A 19,710-nucleotide genomic window follows, 5' to 3' on the forward strand; every position below is an offset into this window, starting at 1 on the left:
AAAAAGAAGTTATTTAATTGTCAGGAGATGATTATCAGTGATTAAGTTATATAAAAACTTAAAGCCATATACTGCTATGGTTATTGCAGTGCTATTTTTTGTGGCTTTACAATCAATAGGAGATTTGTATCTTCCAACTTTAATGTCTGACATTATCAATGAAGGGGTTATGCAGGGAGATACAAGTAGAATTCTACAAATTGGAGGCACTATGCTATTAGTAGCTGGAGCTGGAGTTATTGCTTCTATTCTAGCGAGCTTATTATCAGCAAAGGTTGCTACTGGACTGGGAACAATTTTAAGAAGTAAGATATTTAGAAAAGTAGAAAGCTTTTCTTTAAATGAGTTTGATAAACTTGGAACTGCCACTCTTATTACAAGAACTACAAATGACGTTACTCAAATTCAAACAGTTACTGTTATGATAATGCGTATGATGATTAGTGCGCCTATTATGGCAACAGGTGGTATTTTTATGGCTCTTAGCAAGGATAAGCCACTTACTTGGGTGCTAGCAGTTTCAATACCTGTTCTTGCAATAGTTGTAGCTATACTAGCATCAAGAATGATGCCGCTATTTAAGCAAGTACAAGTTAAAATTGATAGAATTAACTTAGTTTTGCGTGAAAAATTAACAGGAATAAGAGTTATAAGAGCTTTTAACACAATTGAACGTGAGAGAAAGCGTTTTGATGATGCCAACGTAGATTTAACCGGAAACTATATTAAAGTTAATAGAATAATGGCTTTTATGATGCCTTCTATTATGCTTGTGATGAACTTCACTTCCTTAGCAATTCTGTGGTTTGGCGGAATTAGAATAAGTGAAGGTAACATGGACTTAGGAGCTCTTGCAGCTTTTACTCAGTATGCAATGCAAATAATGATGTCAATGCTTATGCTAGCAATGATGTTTATAATGGTTCCTCGTGCTCAAGCTGCGGCAGTAAGAATTAATGAAGTTTTAGACACTGTGCCAGATATAACAGATGCAGAAAATACAAAGGATTCCTTTACTGGAAAGGGTTATGTAGAATTTAATGATGTAACCTTTAGCTACCATGGAGCTGAACAGCCTGCACTTAATAATATATCCTTTGCTGCAAAGCCAGGAGAAGTTACTGCTATTATAGGTAGTACTGGTTCAGGTAAGTCTACCTTAGTTAACTTAATTCCAAGATTTTATGATATAGATAGTGGAAGCATTCTTGTAGATGGGGTAGATGTTAGGGATATTTCCCAAGAGAATCTTCGTAGTAAAATAGGCTTTGTACCACAAAAGGCTGTGCTATTCTCAGGAACCATTGCTGAAAATATTAAATTTGGTAGTGATAATGCTACTGAAGAAGAAATTAAACATGCGGCAGAGGTGGCACAAGCAGCGGACTTTATAGCTACTATGGATGGAGGCTATGATCACGAAATTGCACAAGGTGGTACAAACGTATCAGGTGGTCAAAAACAACGTCTATCTATAGCTCGTGCTCTAGTTAGAAAACCTGAAATATATATATTTGATGATAGCTTTTCAGCTTTAGACTTTAAAACAGATGCAAAGCTAAGAGCTGCTCTTAAAAAAGAAACTTTAGAATCCACAGTACTAATTGTTGCTCAAAGGGTTGGTACAGTTATGGATGCAGATAGAATTATTGTTTTAGATGAAGGAAGAATTGCGGGAATGGGTACTCACAAAGAGTTACTAAATAATTGTGATGTTTACCGTGAAATTGTGTCCTCACAACTTTCAGAGGAGGAGATGAGATAGCCATGAGTGAAGATAGAAAAGTAAGTCGTGGACCAAGAGGTGGCAGAGGCGGTCATGGGCCGATGGGAAGACCTGTGGAAAAGCCAAAGGATTTTAAAGGCACCTTTAGAAGATTAGTTAGATACTTAAGACCCCATAAAATAAATTTAATTGTTGTTTTAATATTTGCTATTGCTAGTACTTCTTTTACAATAGCAGCACCTAAAGTTACTAGTAAGGCCATGAATAAACTGCAAAATGCATATATGGCTCGTAAAATGCTTACAGAACTTTCAAAGGGTCAAAATGAAGCAGTAGACCAGATGAAAGATAAGATGGGCGAGGTTCAAAAGAAGGTTGTAGATCAAATCAATGACAATATGGCTGAAGGTCAAACTAAGGCTGTAGATTCTATTACCACAAGTATGGCAGATGCACAAATTAAAGCAGTGGATGAAATGTATAAGGGAATTGCTATACAATTACATCAAGGAGTAGCTAGTGGACAAGTAACTGCTGTAGATAAAATAACTGCTCAAATGGGAACCGTTCAAAAAGGGTTAGTTGCTCAAATTCAGCAGCAAATGCAACAGATGCAACAAATGCAGCAAGGAGGAGCACAATCACCTCAAACTCCAGGGGGGGCTCAACCTCAGCAAATGGACCCTAAAACTATTGAAACTATGCAAAAATTAATGAAGCTTCCAATGATTGAAGCACAAGGAAGTAGACAAGAAAAAATTAAAACAACTCTTGAATTCATTGATATTTTAGAGGCTATGCCAGCTGATGGAAAAATAGATAAGAGTTCTTTAGCTACTACAAGAGATTTACTAAAGCTTCCTATGCTTAATAGTGTTAGCGATCCAAACCAAAAGGTTAATGTAATTAAAAAGTTTATGAATATGGCAAAAACTATGCCTGGTGGACAGAGTTCATCTATGCAAGTAGATGCAGCAACCATGGATAAGGCATTAGCTAAGATCCCAGAAATAAGTGACTTTAGCACTAGTTCAAACTCAAATTCATCTAAAACTATGGATGAAAGTGCAAAGACTTCTATGGAAAAATTATTAAAGCTTCCACTTATTAAGGATATACAAGATCCAAAGGAAAAGCGTGATAATTTAATTCAACTTGTAGATATATTTAAAAATATGCCAGCTATGTCAAGTGGTAGTGCAGACACAGAGAGCAAAATTAAACCAGAAGATATGCAAACTATTCAGAATTTATTAGCACTACCAGATATAAAAAGTATTACTGATGAAGCAGAGAAAACTGCTACAGTAAGTAAATTAGTAGATATCTTTAGTAAGATGCCAAAGATGAATGAAGATAGTGCAACTAGTGAAGAAAGTAAAAACATGAGTCCTGAGAAGCTTAAGAATGTTCAAGATTTATTAAATCTTCCTATGATAGATACTATCACTGATCCAGAGGAAAAAACTAAAGTATTAAACCAAATGCTTACAATATTTAGCAACATGCCAGATATGGGTAGCAATACTGAAAATGCTACTTCAGAAACAAAAATGGATGCTGAAGGTATAAAATCCCTTCAAGAGTTCCTTGGTCTTCCAAAGCTTGATACTTTAACTAATGCTGATGAAAAGGCAGATGTAGCAAGAAAAATAATGGACTTAGGAAAGAAAATGCAAGGTACAATGGAGGATGCTCCAGCAAATCCAGAGGATAACATTAAGTTTACTGATGAGCAAGTAAACTCAGTGATTAATGCCATAAGAGAAACTAATGGGGAGTACGATTTTGTATACATTGGGCATATTGCATTAATCCTAATAGGCATGTATATAATCAGTGCAATCTTTAGTTTAGTTATGGGACTTGTAATGTCAGGAGTGTCCCAAAAAACCGTTCGTGATTTAAGAAGAGAAGTAGATGAGAAGCTTTCAAGATTACCACTTAAGTATTTTGATATGCATGCTCATGGAGATATACTAAGCCGTGTTACAAATGACGTTGATACTATAGCAACAACTCTTCAACAAAGCTTAACACAGATAATTACATCAGTTATTACTATAATTGGTTATATCATAATGATGCTTACTATAAGCCCAATTCTTACTCTAATTGTTATAGCAACACTACCACTATATGTTATTGCTACTGCTCTTATTGCAAAGAAATCTCAAAAATACTTTGCTGTTCAGCAAAAGGAAATTGGACTTTTAAGTGGGCACGTAGAGGAAATGTACACAGGACACAAAATTGTTAAAGCTTTTGGACATGAAAAAGACTCTATAGAAGAATTTGAAGCTATAAACAACAGACTTAGAGATACAGGTTGGAAAGCACAGTTTGTTTCTGGTATTATGTTCCCATTAATGAACTTTATCAGTAACTTAGGTTATGTAGGCATAAGTATTGTAGGGGGAATGTGGATTACTAAGAGTATCCTTGGAATCGGTGATATCCTTGCCTTTATCCAATACTCAAGATCCTTCACAATGCCAATTGTTCAAACTGCCAATATAGCTAACGTTATTCAATCAACTGTAGCTTGTGCTGAGCGTGTATTCCAAATCCTAGATGAGGAAGAGGAAATTAAAGACAGCAGTGATGCAGTGGTTCTTGAAAACCCAAGAGGAGAAGTATCCTTTGACCATGTGGCCTTTAGATATAAAGAAGATGTACCACTAATTGAAGACATGAATCTACAGGTTAAACAAGGAGATACTATAGCCATAGTTGGACCAACTGGTGCAGGTAAAACTACCCTTGTTAATCTATTGATGAGATTCTATGAAATTAATTCCGGTAAGATAAGTATTGATGGAGTTGACATAACTAATATTAAACGTAGTGAACTTCGTAAAATGTTTGGTATGGTGCTTCAAGATACTTGGCTATATAATGGAACAATTAAAGAAAATATAGCTTATGGAAAAGAAGGAGCTACTATGGATGAAGTTGTAATGGCAGCAAAAGCAGCCCATGCAGATCATTTCATAAGAACTCTTCCTCAAGGTTATGATACTGTGCTTAATGAAGAAGGAACTAACATTTCTCAAGGACAAAAGCAGCTTTTAACCATAGCTCGTGCAATTCTTGCAGACCCAGCAATATTAATACTTGATGAAGCTACAAGTAGCGTTGATACTAGAACAGAAGTATTAATTCAAAAAGCTATGGCTAACTTAATGCAGGGCAGAACTAGCTTTGTAATTGCTCACAGACTTTCAACCATTCGTGATGCAGAATTAATTTTAGTTATGAATAAGGGAACAATCATTGAAATGGGAAATCATAAAGAGTTGTTAAATGAAGGTGGCTTCTATGCTGATCTTTACAACAGCCAATTTGCTGGAGAAGATGCTGTTTAAAATATAACCGTATAAATAAAAACGTGAGAAAACTGCTGATAGATAAATTGTCAGCAGTTTTCCTTTAGGTAAAAAAGTATTTCCATAACTTTTCCTAAAATGATTGTAGTTGTGGTGGCAATTCTATTATTAAAATCCATGATAAATTTAAAGATTGAGTTGAAAAGTTACATATTTTTCTTGACACAACATAAATCCTATACTAAAAATAATATATACATAAACTCTTTAGCAACATTTTGGAAGCCTTAAGTATGCCATGTTCCTTAAGTGGCAATTGTTCAGACTAGATAAGATACTTTGTTGTAACATACGCAGTTTGTTCACAAAGATATCTTTCTTCACAAATATCTATTTGATTAGTCTAAATAAGCTTCTAAAGTTGTTGCACACAATGAACTTGTTCACAATGAACTTGTTCATTATTTAAAAGTATATTTTATTGGGCAAATAATTATAAGAAGGTGGCATAATGGCATTTTTAACACCAGGGGAAAAGTTAAAATATTTGAGAAAGCAGTTAAATGTTACACAAGAACAGTTAAAGGCTGCTAATATATCAAGAAGTTTTATAAGTTTGGTAGAATGTAATAAACGTAGATTAACAAAGGAAACTGCAGAGAGACTTATAGAGGTATTAATGAAAGCAGCTGCTGATAATAAAGTTAGTATAGATGTTGATTTGAACTATCTAACAATGTCTGAAGTTGATGCAGCTATTTATTATTGTAATAATATCATAAAAACTTATGATAAGTTATTAAACATAGAAGATTTAAATGAAGTAATTGAAATTTCAAAGAAGTATAGGTTAAATGATATAGCTTATGAAGCATTTTTAATTAAAGCAAATATCTTGTATGACGAAAATGAATACTTACATGCCTTTCAATGTTATGAATCAGCTTTAGAATTTAGTATTTTATTACAAAATGCTGATAGTATGAGTATGCTATACAATAAATTGGGTAAGTGCAAATTAAAGCTAATTAGCTATGAGGAGGCATTAGCCTACTTTAATAGAGCATATGAAATTGCTGAGGATCAGGATAATAAGATACGTAAAGAAAACGCTTTGTTTAATAGAGCTTTGGTATACAAATTTCTTGGTGATATTCCACTTGCTTTAAGCAATTTAGAGGAATTCTTGAAGATAATTACTAAAGAAGAACGCCTTGATATATATTTAAATGGAATGATGCTGAAAGGGAATTGCTATGTAGCTATCAATGAATATAAAAATGCTTTAGATATTTTTTTACAATTGAATGAAATAATAGATAAAATTAAACAGCCCACATTAGCTGGCTATATGTATAACAATACAGCTGTATCATATTCAAAGTTAGGCTTTATCCAACAAGCATTAGATTACTTTGATAAGGCTGAAGAGATTAGAAGAAATGGTGAAGAATTAAATTTAGCCTACACTTATATAGATAAAGCTACCATGTTAATGGAGCAAAGTCGTACATGTGAGGCAACTAATTTATTGGAGAAGGCCATGTTCATTGGAGAGAAGTTTAATGATATAAAATGCGTTTTAGATGCAGTATCATTGTTAGAAAGAATTTATATAGACATAGGTGATAACGAAAGGCTTGAGGAAGTTTATATACACTCCCTATACATACTTGAGAATAACAATGCAAAAAATAAAATCTTAGAGTTACTACCAAAATTAACTTTATTAAGTATACACAGCTTGAACTTAGATTTATCAAAAAAATATCTAAACCAGATGATTAATTTACAAAAATGTAACTAAAAGTTCACTTAAATACTGTAACTATACGTGGAAGTCTATGATATAATATAAAACAAATAATGGGGGGGAGAGTTTATGAGAAATACTAAAGTCAAAAAAGTAATTATTCTTTGTATAGTGCTAGTTGGCTTATTTGTTGGAGCACCAAAGAGATTTGGTCATGATCCTGAGCCTGTGGGAATGAATAATAATATTTACCAGGAAAAACTACTTTAGCATTGAAGTTTCAAAAGGTACATATTATTTTTTAAAACAAGTTTTATTTAATAATTTTGAACTAACAATAGATTCTATACTTTTGTATAGGGTCTATTTTTTTATTATATATGAATTTTAACTTTTTTGTATAAAAAGTGTGCCTAGAAAGTGTTGAAACTACTAAGTTCTAAAAAAGTGTAAAAAATGCAAGTAGCTGCAGGTATTTAAAAAGCATGTGCATACACGCTTTTGTTCCTGTATGATAAACTCCACCTTTTTATATAGCAATAATATGAGAAGTATTAAAATATAATACCTTTATACTCTCTGAGACTCTTAAAATAAGGTATAGTTATAAATTGATATTTTCTTTACAAGCATCTTTATGTTTTTACCACGGCTCTATAAGCTTAATAATTACTAATGTGTATAATTATTGGGAAAAAACCTAAAATGAAAACAAACAAATAAATTGACTGAAAAAGTAACAAAATTCAAAAAATATGTAGACAAATAAAATACTAAGTGATAAAATTCAATTAAAGAAACTAATGTTACTTAAAAAATAGAAAATTAAGTAACATACTAAGTTATGGTAGTATGGGTAAATATTTTGGGTATATTGCAAAATGGTTTCAATGTTAGGTTAAATTTTCTGCTGGGCATTTAGGTAGTAAACTTCCTATAGCATCTTAATGGTAGGTAGAAATTTTAATAAAAAGATTAAAGTAATATAGTGTAAATGCTTTACAGAAAACTGTAATGTTTTCTAGGGATCTTTGCAGCTATGTTATAAGAGGGGGAAAATATTATGAGAAAAAAATTTTTAGTAAGCCTTGCATTAGTAGCAGGGATTGGGATCACAGGATTTGCAACAACTGCATTTGCTGGAGATGTTAGTGATGAAAAGTATGAATTTGTTTTTAGTTCTGGCGGCAGTGTTTCGCATACAGAGGCTAGAAAAAAGTATGACTCAACTTCAGTATATATGAGACATGACTGGATGACAAGTGGTCATGGAAGATATCATGTAAAAGTAGTTAATTCAAATGGTAACGACTTCTCACAAGTTTTTTGGAGTGATTATTTCTATGCTTCAACACCTTCAGGAACAGTAGCAAGGATTCCTAACTATTCTTATGAGGACAGGGGAGTAGGAATGATTAAACTGAAAGGAGAAGGTCGTGGTGGTGCAGCAGGCACAGGAATGTGGTATGCCAAAGGCGTGTGGAGTCCAGATTCAGTATAATAACATATAAAATAAAATTATGCTATACCAGTTTAAAGTGGTATAGCATAATTTTGATAGGAGAAGCTTATGGTGAAAGTTGAAATAAAAAGATTATTAAAAAGACCATCCTTTTATATAGCACTTTTAGTTGGCATAGCAATAACTGCTTTAGAAGCATTAACAAATAATCAGATAAAATTAAAACCTGAGAATTTCTCTAATTTTTCAAGTGGCGTTTATAGCAATTTTATTCAATATAGCTTAGGGAAATATGTGAGAATGCTTCAAATGGTATTTCCCCTGATTGTTACTATTGCCTTTTCAGATGCCTATTTGGAGGATGTAAAAAGTGGTTTTATAAAAAATATTGTTACTAGATACGATAAGAAAAAATACTTAATCAATAGATTTTTAGTGAACTTTGTTGTCAGTGGATTGATTATTAGTATTCCACTTATAGTAAATTACATGATTTATGCAGCTACCATTCCTAGTATAGAGCCCCAGGTTTCTTATAGTTCATTAGCTTTGAGTTCAAGGGATTTTCTACCCTATATATACTATGAATACCCCTTACTCCATGTATTTATAAGAATTATGCTTTTATTTATATATGGAGGAACCTTTAGTAGCATTGCTTTAGCTATTAGTATATTTTTTAGGAGTAAATATGTAATTACAATTATTCCTTTTATACTTTATATAGGTATGGATGTTATGTCCTCTATGATAGCACATTCTGTTTATGATGACTATTCTCCAATGCTTTATTTATTTAGTCAGTCTCGCTATAATCATATGTTTGCATTATTTCCACTTATAGTAGTTGCTGCTTGTTTTTATGTATTCCTAGCTGGAGGAATGAAAAATGAGCTTAATTAATAATTTAAAAAGAGAAATTAAAAATAAAAAGCTGTATTTTATTATAATTTCAGTGTGCATTTTAGTTTATTCATTATCTATTTACTTTATTATGTCTTCCTTTGAAGAGAAATCAGTAATTAGCATTGTTTCAACTTTAGATGGACAAAATGGCATGGCTGGATCAGCAGCTTTTATATATTTATACACACCCATTTTATTTTTTGGAATTAATTCTCACATTATAAGTAGTGAGAAGGAAGGCTTCATAATAAAAATGAAGACCCGTAAGAATATACTTAATAACCATGTGTTTTTTGTTATTGCTCTTTCAGCTATTGTGTCATTACTTATTGTATGGTTAGGGTACTCTATAGGGTGGGTATATGGAGGGGGATTTGAGAATCTATGGCCTAAACGAGATCGATTATATAAGTTACCGCAGTATAAAAATTTAGATATACTTGGAGTCCTAAACTCTATCCCAATATATATAGTGTTTTTGAAAACTTTTATAATAAAGTTTCTTGGCCTTTCAGTGATAGGGTTTCTTATTATAATTCTAAAGAATATCATAAATAACAATGGAATATTAGCAATAGTTGTGTTACTAGTTCCTTTTATAGATTTTGAGTTTCTTAATTCTGCAATATTAATGAATAAATTTTCTTTAACCCTAGAAACTTGGGTTAGCTCAAGTGATTTTATAATAAATATTGCATATTTACTATTTCTTCTTATAGCTCTTTATTTAGTAGGTAGAGAGATGTATAAGGATAAAGATTTTATAAGTAAAGGATTTTAATGAAATGAATAATTTAAAAGCATTTAGAAATATATTAAAGCTAGATTTAATTCATGGTTTTAATTTTTACAAGAAGAAACTTATATTATTCTTAGTTATTATAATTATTTTAAATATAGGAAACATAGTAGCAGTAAGGAATTATCAGGGGAATTTAATTGATTTGTTCTTTATAATGTATAAAGATGTAAAGTTTGATCCAACAGCTCTAGATATTCCCATAAATTGGCTAATCATAAATGTTTTTGTAATATTTATTCTAGGAGATTTTATTAGTGAAAACCTAAAGAGAGACTCCAATTATATCTTGCTGAGAAGTAAAAAAATCCTATTATATTGGCTATCAAAGTGCACTTGGATTGTTGTAAATGTGCTTCTTATATATTTAGTAGTAATGGGATTAACTTATCTCTTAGGAGGAGTATCTTTAGGCTTTAACCTAGAAAGTAGCAAGTTTATAAAAGAAGTATTAGTTATGGAAGTACCCCATTTAAATATTCTTATGTGGCTGGTTATAACTTATATATTTACATCCTTAGCACTGGTACTTTTTCAAGCCATAATATCCATAGCTCTAAATTCTAGATATGCCTTTTTAGCAACAACTATAATTTTAACAATGCCTATATGGTGGAACAATAAGTTTCTTGTAGCAATTCATTCTATGATTCTAAGACATGATTATTTCAATAATGAAATTGGATTATCAATAGCCTTTTCTCTTGTTTATACCATAGGAATAAGTGTTATATTAATGGGTTTGGGATATAAATTAGTAGAACATAAAGATTTTATATAGTGGGGTGTAATTATGAATGAAAACTATTATTTAAAGGTTGAAAATTTATCTAAAGAAATAAAAAATACAAAGGTTCTTAATAACATAGATTTAAAGCTTAGTAAGGGAAAAATATATGGGTTTAGAGGAAAAAATGGCTCTGGAAAAACTATGTTATTTAGAGCTTTATGTGGATTAATAAAACCTACTGAGGGAAAGGTAGAAATTGATGGAAAAGTACTGGGATCAGATATATCCTTTCCTGAAAGTGTGGGAGTTATTATTGAGTACCCTGGATTTTTACCAAACTTAAGTGGATATGAAAATCTTAAGCTTATTGCAGAAATTAATAATAAAATTGGAGAAAAGGAAATTAAAGAGATTATATCGGCAGTAGGATTAAATCCAGAAGATAAGAAGAAATTTAAAAAATACTCCTTAGGCATGAAGCAACGATTAGGAATTGCCCAAGCTTTAATGGAAAATCCTGAGTTAATAATATTAGACGAGCCTACTAATGCCTTAGACTCAGAGGCAATAGTATCAATTAAAGAATTACTTATGAAAATGAAAAACAATAATAAGTTAATTTTAATAGCAAGTCACGATAAAGAAGAATTAGAGGTTTTATCAGACGAAATTTTTTACATAGAAAATGGTTCTATTGTTAATCATGAAATATTAAGGGAGGGACACTAATGAAAAAAAGTAAACTAACAATGCTTTTGTTAGTTAGTATTTTACTCTTATTTGGATATCGCTATTATAAGGTTAATCACAATGTTCCCCTAAAATTCACAATGGAATGCTATGAAAAGGGAAGTTATGCAGATTGTGAAGGTATTAAAGTAAAAGTGGTTTCATCAGAAACCAGAAAATCTGATGCAAAAAATAACATAGGAACAGAGTATATAGACTTAGTAGTAAACACTGAAATTGTAAATACCACTGCAGAGGTGAAAAATGCAATGCATTTGATAGAATCATCAATGGTAATTGAGTATTATAGAGTGCAAACAGGTAACCTTAAATTAGATAAGGGTGATTTGAAAAATGTTCAACCAGGAGAAAAATTATTACTTACTCAGGTTTACACCCTTGAGAAGGAATATTACGAAAAGGGTATAGAAAAGGACAATATCTACATTTATTTACAAGAAAAGTTTTACCCCAATGAAATAAAGGAGAAATATAATGAAGGGATTAGATATAGAAAGATAATGAAAATTTAGGAGGAAGAGATGAATAGAAAGTCGAAAAATTATATTTTAGCAATAGTGTTGACAATAGTAGCTATATCTCTTGGATTATATGTGGCTGAAAAAAGTGGTGTTAAGCTAAATATTTTTAATAAAAATAAGGAAGTAGTAATAGAAGAAGAGATAAAGTTAGAAGAAAGTAATACTGATGGAGAAACAAAATTGTCAAAGGAGGCTGAAGCAAAACTAAAGGCAATACCTGAAGGCGAAAAAATTAGAAAAAACTTTAATTATCCAGAAAAGGAAGAAATACACTTTAAGATGCTTAATGCTATGGACAATTTTAAAACCTGTAAGGGTGAGTTTATTGAAGAAAGAGCAAAGGATGACTATAAAATGAAAGTCAGCTTTGTAGTAGATACGGAAAATAAAGCTTCAATGTCAATAACAGATGAAAAAGGTAAAAAAAACGTAACTCTAATTCAACATAAGGATAAAAGTAAATCCTTTGATGATAATGATAAAGTTTATAGAGAGTTTGAAGAACCTATGTTTAAGGGAAAACCTACAATATTAAAACCTATGGAGATGTTTTTGAATGGAGGACGAAAGAGAGAAGATCGTGATTATTTAGGAAGAAGTGATTATATTATTTGCTCACCCATTACAACATATATGTATTTTTATGAGGATTGGAATTACACAGAGTCAACTTTTTTAGGAAGAGATGTGTATAAACTAGAAGGTATAATTGATCGGGCATTCACTGAGCATAATCAAGGTAAATTTTCTTTAATGATGGATAAAGAAACTGGAATAATTCTTCAATTTCTATCCTTTGATGACAATGGAGGTATAAAGAATAAAGTAGAGTGTACAAAACTAGAGTTAAACACACCGATAGATGAAAGCGTATACAATAAAGACACCTCTGGATATGTGAAAAAATAAGAAGATAAGAATTAGAGGTCATAGGAGCTACCATAAATTATGGTAATGAGGCCGTTTAGATATTAAGGGAGAATAGATATGGGAAAATGGGGAGAAATATGAATAAAAAATCGAAAAACTATATTTTAGCAATAGCATTGACAATAGTAGCTATATCCCTTGGATTATATGAAGCTGAAAAAAGTGGTGTTAAGTTCAATATTTTTAACAAGAACAAGGAAGTAACAATAGAACAAGAGACAAAGTCAGAAGAAAGGAATACTGACGGAGAATCAAAATTGTCAAAGGAGGATGAAGCAAAACTAAAGGTAATACCAAATGGTGAAAAAGTCTTAAAAATTTTCAATTATCCAGAAAAGGAAGAAATACAATTTAAGATGTTTAATGCTATGGACAATTTTAAAACCTGTAAAGGTGAATTTATTGAAGAAAGAGCTATGGGCAATTATAGCATGAAAGTCAGCTTTGTGGTGGATAAGGAAAATAAATCTTCCATGTCTATAAATGATGAAAAAGGCAAAGAAAATATAACTATAATTCTTCATAAGGATAAAAGAAAAGTTTTTGATGATAATGATAAAATTTATAGAGAGTTTGAGGAACGAACATTTAAGGGTAGACCTACAATATTAAAACCTATTCAATTATTTTTAAATCCAAGTAAGAAAAGAGAAGATCGTGATTATTTAGGGATAAGTGATTATATTATTTCTTCCCCCATAGTTACATATATGTTTTTTTATGAAGATTGGAATTACACAGAATCAACTTTTTTAGGAAGAGATGTGTATAAATTAGAGGGTGTAATTGACAAATCGTTGACTCAGCATTACCAGGGTAAATTTTCTTTAATTATGGATAAAGAAACTGGAATAATTCTTCAATTTCTATCCTTTGATGACAATGGAGGTATGAAGAGTAAAATAGAGTGTACAAAACTAGAGTTAAACACTCCAATAGATGAAAGCGTATACAATAAAGACACCTCTGGATATGTGAAAAAATAAGAAGATAAGAATTAGAGGTCATAGGAGCTACCATAAATTATGGTAATGAGGCCGTTTAGATATTAAAAGAAATTAGATATGGGAAAATGGGGAGAAATATGAATAAAAAATCGAAAAACTATATTTTAGCAATAGTGCTGACAATAGTAGCCATATCCCTTGGATTATATAAGGCTGAAAAAAGTGGTGTTAAGTTAAATGTTTTTAATAAAAGCAAGGAAGTAGCAATAGAACAAGAGACAAATTCAGAAGAAAGTAATACAAGTGGGGAATCAAAATTGTCAAAGGAGGATGAAGCAAAACTAGATATAATACCAAATGGTGAAAAAGTTAGAAAAAACTTCAATTATCCAGAAAAGGAAGAAATACACTCTAAAATGATTAATGCTGTGGACAATTTTAAAACCTGCAAAGGTGAGTTTATTGAAGAAAGAGCAAAGGGCAATTATAGCATGAAAGCCAGTTTTATAGTGGATACAGAAAAAAAGCTTCATTGTCCATAATTGATGAGAAAGGTAAAAAAACCATAACTTTGATTCGTCATAATGATAAAAGAAAAGTTTTTGACGATAATGATAAAATTTATAGTGAGTTTGAGGAACGTACATTTAAGGGAAAGCCTACGATAGTAAGACCTATTCAATTGTTTTTGCATCCTAATAAGACAAGACAAGATTATGATTACTTAGGAATAAGTAGTGATATTATATGCTCTCCTATTAGAACATATATGTTTTTTTATGAGGATTGGAATTACACAGAGTCAACTTTTTTAGGAAGAGATGTGTATAAACTAGAAGGTATAATTGATAGGGCATTTACTGAGCATAATCAAGGTAAATTTTCTTTAATGATGGATAAAGAAACCGGAATAATTCTTCAATTTCTATCCTTTGATGACAATGGAAATGTAAAGAGTAAATATGAGTGTACAAAACTAGAGGTAAACACACCAATAGATGAAAGCGTATACAATAAAGACACTTCTGGATATGTGAGAAAATAAAGAAATAAAAGCTAGAGGTCTCATTTTCGAGTAGTATGAAAGTGAGGCTTCTTTCGTACACAGACATAGTGAGATGAATTTGTTGATAAATTTTAAAATTATTATTGAACTTACTAAAATTCACTTAGTTTGTGCACTGTATTTATGAAGTTTTTACTTTAAAATAATGGTTAGAAGTTATTAAAGAACAGCAAGTAGGATAAATGAAAACTCTTTAGCAACATATTACGTAGTATTACTTCTATGATATTTAGTATATAATATAAATAAGTAATTGAATCTTTATAAGATTATTGAATCTTATAAGGAAAAGTTTTAATTAAGTGATGATTTAGGGGTACATGATATGATTAATATTGAAAATAAAATAAATAACCTTGTAAATTATTTTAAAACAAATGAAAAAATAGTAGGAGTTTGGATTATAGGGTCCTATGGCACAGAGTACCAAAGAGAGGATAGTGATATTGACTTTGCAATTCTCTTTCAAAATGATTTATCTTTAATGGAAGAAATGGATGTAGCTTGCAAGATTTCTGATGCTATTGCCTATGAAAATGTTGATATTATAAACCTGAAAAAAGCCCCTATACTACTTCAGTTTAAGACTATTAAAGAAGGGCGTACTTTATATGAGAGGGATTATATAAAGGTATCAGATTATATAGAATATGTATTAAACAGGTATAGAGAAGAAAAACATAGAATAGAAGCTTTTAGAAAAGACTTTTATGATAGCTTCAATACTTAGGGGGAAAATATGAATATAGATGTGAATAAAATTGAGGAAAAAATATACTTCATGGAACAAAATTTACTAAAGCTAAAGAAGTTACGAGAGGTTAAGAAGGATATATTTTTAGAAGACTTTAGAAATGTTGATAGTGCTAAATATTTGCTTCAAGTAACCATAGAGGCTATGTTAGATATTTCAAGTCATATCATTGCAAGAAATAGGTGGGGGAAGCCAGAGGATAATAAGGCACATTTTCAAATGTTAGCTGATAATCAGATTATTGAAACTAAAGACATAGATATATACTTCAGCATGGCAAAGTTTAGAAATAGAATAGTTCATATGTATTTTAAAATTGAGGATGAATTTATATATGAAATAGTTCAGAATAATTTAGAAGACTTTCAAAGATTTATAACTAATATTGTTAAAGTAATTAAAAATTAGATATCTAAATGTATTAAACATCTAAGGGATTGATGAGATATCTCATAGGTGTTTTACTTAGTTAAGGGGGAAACTACATGGAGAATTTTATCATTAGACAATGCATCTATGATGATTTGGATTATGTTATTTCGCTACAAGAGCAATGGGCTAAAGAAGATATAACCTACGGTCTCATACCTGCTAATAAGGAATATCTTTTTGAAAGGTTAGGAAAATACTTTTTGGTTGCTGAAGAGCAAGAGAATATCATTGGTTTTGTGACCGGAGTAATAAATAAAGCTAAGAATATGACAATATTCAGTGATGGGGAATTATATATTGAAATAGAAGATATATATGTGTCAAAAAACAATAGAGGACAAGGGATTGGAAATATTCTTTTAAATAAAGTATTGGAAATCTCAAAGGAAAATGGTATTGAGAGATCCTTACTTTATTCATCTACAAAGGATATGGAAAGCATCATAAAGTTTTATAAGAATCACCATTATAAAACTTGGTGTATACAAATGTTCAAATAACAATGATGGGGGAGAAGAAGATGGAGAGATTTTATAAAATGGTGGAGGGAAGCTTCAAGCGTTTCCCAGAGGGGGTAGAGCCCTTTCAGATGGTTACAAGACTACTAGAAGAATGTGGTGAGGTGGCAAGTGAAGTTAATCACTTTGAAGCTAGTGGTGTAAAAAGATTAAAACACGGTGAACCAAGCAAGGATGCTTTAGCTGGGGAAATACGACAAGCTATGGTGGCTTTAATGCAAATAGCTGTATACTACTCAGTTCAAGAGGAATTAGAAAAGTCAATGAATGAATCACTAAAGAGAATGAAAGATGAAAATCTTATTGATTAGTGGAGTTATATAGTATAATGAAGGTGGGCTATTTAAAATGGTCCATCTTATTTGTTATACAGCAAATTTAGATTTTTTTACTTAAAGAAGTACATGTACGATAGAAGTTTAAATATAGGAAAGTTAAATGTAACAAAAGAAGACATCTGATTAAATAAAAACTATAAAGTTGAATAAGTGTAGTTCAAATGATAATATTAGATTAAAAACTAAGACATCTTCATAAAATAAGTCAGTATAACTCAGAATATCCTTCAGATATTTGACTTATTATTTTTTTAGATGCTAATGAACTGTTAAAATATGAGGTGCAAGAAATATGAAATCTTTAGATAATAATATAAACGACAATATAAATGATAATAAACTAAGTGCTTCTTCAAGTATTAGTTGTGATAATTTAAGAGTAGATTGTGAAAAGTGCTTTGGTCTTTGCTGTGTAGCTTTATATTTTTCATCTTCTGAAGGCTTTCCAGAAAATAAGGATGCTGGGAAACCATGTATAAATCTACAACAAAACTTTCAATGCAAGGTTCATGAAAACTTAACACAAATGGGACTAAAGGGTTGTACAGCTTACGATTGTTTTGGGGCTGGCCAAAAGGTAGCTCAAGTGACCTACAATGGGGAACATTGGAGAAAAAGTCCAGAATATGCAGAGGAGATGTTTCAGGTATTTCTAATACAAAGGCAACTTCATGAAATGCTTTGGTATTTAATAGATGGACTTAAGTTTCAGGAAGATCATAAGATTCAAGAAAAGTTTAGAGCTATTATAAGTAAAACAGAAGAGCTAACTAATCTTAGTGCTGGAAAGCTTTTAGCTTTAGATCTGGTTCCACATCGAATGGCAGTTAATTCACTGCTAAAGGAAACTAGTGAGATGGTTAGAAAAAAGGTTGGAGGAAGTAATAAGAGTACTCTTGGACGGAAAAAGGCCTTTGGTGGAGGATTAAATCTTATGGGAGCAGATCTTAGAAAAAAGGATTTAAGAGGACAAAATTTAAGTGGAGCCTTTTTAATTGCTGCAGACCTAAGAGGAACAGATTTATCAGGAGCTGACCTTATAGGTGCAGATCTAAGAAATGCAGATTTACGAGGAGCAAACCTGACTAATTGTATATTCTTAACTCAAGGGCAAATTAATAGTGCAAAAGGTGATTTAACTACAAAATTGCCGTACACACTTATAACACCACTGAGTTGGAAAAATAAATAATAATTTTTAAAAAGTAAGTGGAATCAGAAAATAAACTTAATCTTGTTAAAGAAGTTAAGGGGAGTGCATAGATAACTATTAAGTTAGCTGAGCACCCCTCCAACTTATATTTTAATCTGAAATATTTACTTAATTACATAAGCGTTTTGTTAAGGGATAGTATTTCCTTAATCTGATATATATCCTTATCACCTCTACCAGAAAGATTTACTATAATAATATCATTCTTAGATAGTGTTTTAGCTAGTTTAATGGCATAGGCTATAGCATGTGAACTTTCTAAGGCGGCAATGATTCCTTCTGTTTTTGAAAGTAACATAAAGGCTTCCAGAGCCGCATCATCTGTAATAGATTCATAAGTTGCTCTTCCTATGTGTTTATAGTGGCTGTGTTCAGGACCAACACCTGGGTAATCTAGTCCAGGTGCAATAGAGTAGGTTGGAAGAGGAGTACCGTTCTCATCTTGTAGGGTATAGCATTTAAACCCGTGTATAATTCCAGGAGTACCCTTGCATAATGAGGCAGCGTGAAGCTTGGTATTAAGGCCTTTACCTGCTGGTTCAACACCTATTATATTAACATTTTTATCATTTTCAAAGGCACTAAAAAGTCCAATAGCATTGCTACCACCACCTACACAAGCAATAACATAGTTTGGTAATTTGCCTTCAACTTCTAATATTTGTTTTCTGGCTTCTTTCCCAATAACACTTTGAAACTCTCTGACCATTGTAGGATAAGGATGAGGACCTACTGCTGAGCCAAGTAAATAGAAGGTATTAGCAGAGTTTACTACAAAGTCTTCTAGAGCAGCATCTACTGCATCTTTTAAAGTTGCAGTGCCACTACTAACTGGTATAACCTTAGCTCCTAAAAGTTCCATCTTGAAAACATTAATTTCCTGACGTTTCACGTCTACTTGCCCCATATAAATAACACAGTCCATATTAAATAGGGCACAAACCGTAGCTGTAGCTACTCCATGCTGACCAGCACCTGTTTCTGCAACAATCCTTTTTTTATCCATTCTTTTTGCTAAAAGCACTTGCCCTATAGCATTGTTTATTTTATGTGCACCTGTATGATTTAAATCTTCTCTTTTAAGATATATCTTGCTGCCACCAATTTTTCTAGTAAGTGATTCAGAAAAATAAAGTGGATTTTCTCTTCCGATATATTGTTTGTAATAGTAATTCAACTCATTAAGAAATTCCTTGTCTTCAATATACTTATAAAAATTTTCCTCAACTTCGTTTAATACGGTTTTCAACTGGTCAGGGACATAAGCCCCTCCAAATTCACCAAAATAACCTTTACTATTTTTCATTTTATTACCTCCTGTAAATAATAGTGGTGCTACCACCTAATTTGATATAACTCATATAAATTGAAGCTACATATTTATATAAGTTGTTTTCTCTGTTTTCTGTAAATTTGCCTGTTAAACTATAAAAATTGGTTTTAGTATTGGAGTAAGAATTAGGTCTTTTAATTGAACTTCATGACATATTGCACCACCACCTTTGGAAGTTAATTTAATGTTTTATAAAATAAAAA

General features: G+C 31.3%; 20 protein-coding genes. 19 read left to right on the forward strand and 1 reads right to left on the reverse strand.

What is annotated here, in order from left to right:
- Positions 1 to 37: 37 nt before the first annotated feature.
- From J2Z44_RS12265 to J2Z44_RS12355, 19 genes are all read left to right on the forward strand, one after another.
- Positions 38 to 1,765, forward strand: a complete 1,728-nt coding sequence (locus tag J2Z44_RS12265) for an ABC transporter ATP-binding protein (protein WP_021285285.1) — start codon at positions 38 to 40, stop codon at positions 1,763 to 1,765.
- A 1,514-nt stretch (positions 1,766 to 3,279) separates the two neighbouring features.
- Positions 3,280 to 5,094 (forward strand): ABC transporter ATP-binding protein, encoded by a 1,815-nt coding sequence (locus tag J2Z44_RS12270; RefSeq protein WP_483416444.1) that lies wholly within the window; start codon positions 3,280 to 3,282, stop codon positions 5,092 to 5,094.
- A gap of 472 nt (positions 5,095 to 5,566) precedes the next feature.
- A complete protein-coding gene (locus tag J2Z44_RS12275) occupies positions 5,567 to 6,862 on the forward strand; it encodes a helix-turn-helix transcriptional regulator (protein ID WP_021285287.1) in 1,296 nt (431 codons plus the stop codon).
- A gap of 75 nt (positions 6,863 to 6,937) precedes the next feature.
- Positions 6,938 to 7,078, forward strand: coding sequence for a hypothetical protein (locus J2Z44_RS12280; RefSeq protein ID WP_021285288.1), 141 nt, complete (start codon positions 6,938 to 6,940; stop codon positions 7,076 to 7,078).
- 793 nt (positions 7,079 to 7,871) lie between these two features.
- Positions 7,872 to 8,309 (forward strand): hypothetical protein, encoded by a 438-nt coding sequence (locus J2Z44_RS12285; RefSeq protein WP_209649604.1) that lies wholly within the window; start codon positions 7,872 to 7,874, stop codon positions 8,307 to 8,309.
- 69 nt (positions 8,310 to 8,378) lie between these two features.
- Positions 8,379 to 9,173, forward strand: coding sequence for a hypothetical protein (locus J2Z44_RS12290; protein WP_031271954.1), 795 nt, complete (start codon positions 8,379 to 8,381; stop codon positions 9,171 to 9,173).
- Complete coding sequence (locus J2Z44_RS12295) at positions 9,160 to 9,957, forward strand: hypothetical protein (protein WP_021285291.1); 798 nt, start codon at positions 9,160 to 9,162, stop codon at positions 9,955 to 9,957. Before J2Z44_RS12290 ends, J2Z44_RS12295 begins: the two co-directional genes overlap by 14 nt.
- 4 nt (positions 9,958 to 9,961) lie before the next feature.
- A complete protein-coding gene (locus J2Z44_RS12300; protein ID WP_021285292.1) occupies positions 9,962 to 10,756 on the forward strand; it encodes a hypothetical protein in 795 nt (264 codons plus the stop codon).
- Between the two features lie 12 nt (positions 10,757 to 10,768).
- Positions 10,769 to 11,434 (forward strand): ATP-binding cassette domain-containing protein, encoded by a 666-nt coding sequence (locus tag J2Z44_RS12305; RefSeq protein ID WP_021285293.1) that lies wholly within the window; start codon positions 10,769 to 10,771, stop codon positions 11,432 to 11,434.
- Positions 11,434 to 11,967 carry a hypothetical protein gene (locus tag J2Z44_RS12310; protein WP_021285294.1) on the forward strand — a complete coding sequence of 178 codons (534 nt, stop codon included), beginning with the start codon at positions 11,434 to 11,436 and terminating at the stop codon, positions 11,965 to 11,967. Before J2Z44_RS12305 ends, J2Z44_RS12310 begins: the two co-directional genes overlap by 1 nt.
- A gap of 9 nt (positions 11,968 to 11,976) precedes the next feature.
- Complete coding sequence (locus tag J2Z44_RS12315) at positions 11,977 to 12,885, forward strand: hypothetical protein (RefSeq protein ID WP_209649605.1); 909 nt, start codon at positions 11,977 to 11,979, stop codon at positions 12,883 to 12,885.
- A 98-nt stretch (positions 12,886 to 12,983) separates the two neighbouring features.
- Positions 12,984 to 13,892, forward strand: a complete 909-nt coding sequence (locus J2Z44_RS12320) for a hypothetical protein (protein ID WP_209649606.1) — start codon at positions 12,984 to 12,986, stop codon at positions 13,890 to 13,892.
- A 98-nt stretch (positions 13,893 to 13,990) separates the two neighbouring features.
- Positions 13,991 to 14,395 carry a hypothetical protein gene (locus J2Z44_RS12325; RefSeq protein ID WP_021285297.1) on the forward strand — a complete coding sequence of 135 codons (405 nt, stop codon included), beginning with the start codon at positions 13,991 to 13,993 and terminating at the stop codon, positions 14,393 to 14,395.
- Entirely contained in the window at positions 14,386 to 14,898 is a 513-nt protein-coding gene (locus J2Z44_RS12330) for a hypothetical protein (protein ID WP_209649607.1), read from the forward strand. Before J2Z44_RS12325 ends, J2Z44_RS12330 begins: the two co-directional genes overlap by 10 nt.
- A gap of 346 nt (positions 14,899 to 15,244) precedes the next feature.
- Entirely contained in the window at positions 15,245 to 15,649 is a 405-nt protein-coding gene (gene mntA, locus J2Z44_RS12335) for a type VII toxin-antitoxin system MntA family adenylyltransferase antitoxin (protein ID WP_209649608.1), read from the forward strand.
- A gap of 9 nt (positions 15,650 to 15,658) precedes the next feature.
- The gene (hepT, locus tag J2Z44_RS12340) at positions 15,659 to 16,081 is read left to right on the forward strand and encodes a type VII toxin-antitoxin system HepT family RNase toxin (protein WP_021285301.1); all 423 of its coding nucleotides are present in this window, start codon (positions 15,659 to 15,661) and stop codon (positions 16,079 to 16,081) included.
- A gap of 77 nt (positions 16,082 to 16,158) precedes the next feature.
- Positions 16,159 to 16,605: a GNAT family N-acetyltransferase gene (locus J2Z44_RS12345; RefSeq protein WP_021285302.1), complete on the forward strand. Its 447-nt coding sequence runs from the start codon at positions 16,159 to 16,161 to the stop codon at positions 16,603 to 16,605.
- 20 nt (positions 16,606 to 16,625) lie between these two features.
- Complete coding sequence (locus J2Z44_RS12350) at positions 16,626 to 16,934, forward strand: nucleoside triphosphate pyrophosphohydrolase family protein (RefSeq protein ID WP_021285303.1); 309 nt, start codon at positions 16,626 to 16,628, stop codon at positions 16,932 to 16,934.
- A 319-nt stretch (positions 16,935 to 17,253) separates the two neighbouring features.
- Positions 17,254 to 18,153, forward strand: a complete 900-nt coding sequence (locus tag J2Z44_RS12355; protein WP_021285304.1) for a pentapeptide repeat-containing protein — start codon at positions 17,254 to 17,256, stop codon at positions 18,151 to 18,153.
- Positions 18,154 to 18,286: 133 nt separating this feature from the next.
- Here the strand turns inward: J2Z44_RS12355 and trpB are convergent, their stop codons facing one another.
- Positions 18,287 to 19,480, reverse strand: a complete 1,194-nt coding sequence (gene trpB, locus J2Z44_RS12360; RefSeq protein ID WP_021285305.1) for a tryptophan synthase subunit beta — start codon at positions 19,478 to 19,480, stop codon at positions 18,287 to 18,289.
- Positions 19,481 to 19,710 lie beyond the last annotated feature (230 nt).

Source organism: Clostridium punense, assembly GCF_017874425.1.
GTDB classification, from domain to species: Bacteria; Bacillota; Clostridia; order Clostridiales; family Clostridiaceae; genus Clostridium_J; species Clostridium_J punense.